Source organism: Sphingobium sp. DC-2 (assembly GCF_000722555.1).
GTDB lineage: Bacteria > Pseudomonadota > Alphaproteobacteria > Sphingomonadales > Sphingomonadaceae > Sphingobium > Sphingobium quisquiliarum.
Genome location: NZ_JNAC01000020.1, coordinates 1 through 1,525 on the forward strand (window position 1 = coordinate 1; position 1,525 = coordinate 1,525).

Here is a 1,525-nt window from a genome sequence, read left to right on the forward strand (position 1 = left end):
TAATAGATCCTATGCAGGCCGGATCGGCTATGCCGTTGTTCCGTCAGACCTCACGGAGAACGCTACATGGAGAACTCGTCGTCAAATTGCTGCCCCAAGACTTCTGTCATTGTCAGCGTTGAGCTCAGCAAGCGCAACTGGCTTGTTGCTTCGCTCTCGCCAGGAGCGGCGAAACCTTCCCTGCGGCCAATTCCTGCCGGGAACAGCGCGGCACTGATCAGTCATCTTCGCAATCTTGAGTGCAAGGCTGCTGATCGCATCGGTGAACCTGTCACCATTCGCCTGTGCTTCGAGATTGGATATGATGGCTTCTGGCTCGCAAGGCTACTGCGGTCGAACGACATCGATACCTATGTGCTGGATCCTGCCAGCTTCCTAGTGTCGCGGCGAGGCAGGCGCGCGAAGACCGACCGGATCGACGCCGAAGCGATGATCGGGATTCTCAAAGCCTATCTCGCTGGCGACAAAAGCGTCTGCCGTGTCGTGGCCGTGCCCTCTCCCGAGGAGGAGGACGCGCGCCGGGTAATGCGCGAGCGCGGCGATCTCGTGCATGAGCGCACCCGGATTGTCTCTCGGATCAGGGGGCTACTTGCACTGCAGGGCATACGATCTGTTAAAGCCATCAAGGGCGGTGACTGGTCGAGCCAACTCGACGACATGCGCACCGGCGACGGGCGGCCTTTGCCACCAAACCTTCGCCGACAAATAGAGCGCTGCTTCGGGCGGCTCGCGTTGCTCAACGATCAGATCAAGGACATCGAGCGGGACCGCGCTGAAGTCGTGCTCCATGATGAGTCCACCTTTCCATGCCGCGACAAAGCGGTTCGCCTCGAGCAGCTGAAGGGCATTGGCCCGAACAGCGCGGCAATGTTGGTCGCAGAAGTTTTTTGCCGAAAGTTCGAAAGCCGGCGACACGTCGCGGCCTTCCTTGGGTTGGCTCCGGCGCCCTTCGCCAGCGGCGACGTGTCGCGCGATCAAGGCATAAGCAAAGCCGGTAACCGAAGCACACGTGTGCAGATGGTGGAACTTGCATGGTGTTGGTTGAAATATCAGCCAAGTAGCGAACTAACCGTTTGGTATCGCAGCCGGTTCAAAGGCAACGGCGCTCGCGCGGCAAAGGTGGGTATCGTTGCCCTCGCCCGAAAATTGTTAATCGCGCTTTGGCGCTTTGTGGAGACAGGTCTGGTCCCTCAAGGTGCCGAGCTCCGCGCCGCCTGATGCTTATGTTGCAACAGGCTCGATAAGGCGACGCGGATTGGTGTGATGTGTGACCGGGAAAGTTGATGGCGCCTGAAAACGCCCAGTAGTAGTTTGGTCCGCATCTGCCTTTGCTCGATCCGGGGATGTGAATACGGATTATGGTGCGCGGGCACGGCCGCGACCGGATACAAGTCTATGCACGGATAGTGCATCAGCTGATCTCGGAACGAATGAAGCCAATCCTTGAGCATTGCGTGTGGGGCCCCCCAACCTGTCAACAGAAGGAACCGTTCAATGCGACCTTGACAAGGCCCGGATCATACAA

General features: G+C 58.6%; 1 protein-coding gene. It reads left to right on the top strand.

Translation table 11 applies throughout. The features are described 5' to 3' along the window. Positions 1–66: 66 nt before the first annotated feature. The gene (locus tag ET21_RS0102905) at positions 67–1,218 is read left to right on the top strand and encodes an IS110 family transposase (RefSeq protein ID WP_030538511.1); all 1,152 of its coding nucleotides are present in this window, start codon (positions 67–69) and stop codon (positions 1,216–1,218) included. Positions 1,219–1,525: the final 307 nt, after the last annotated feature.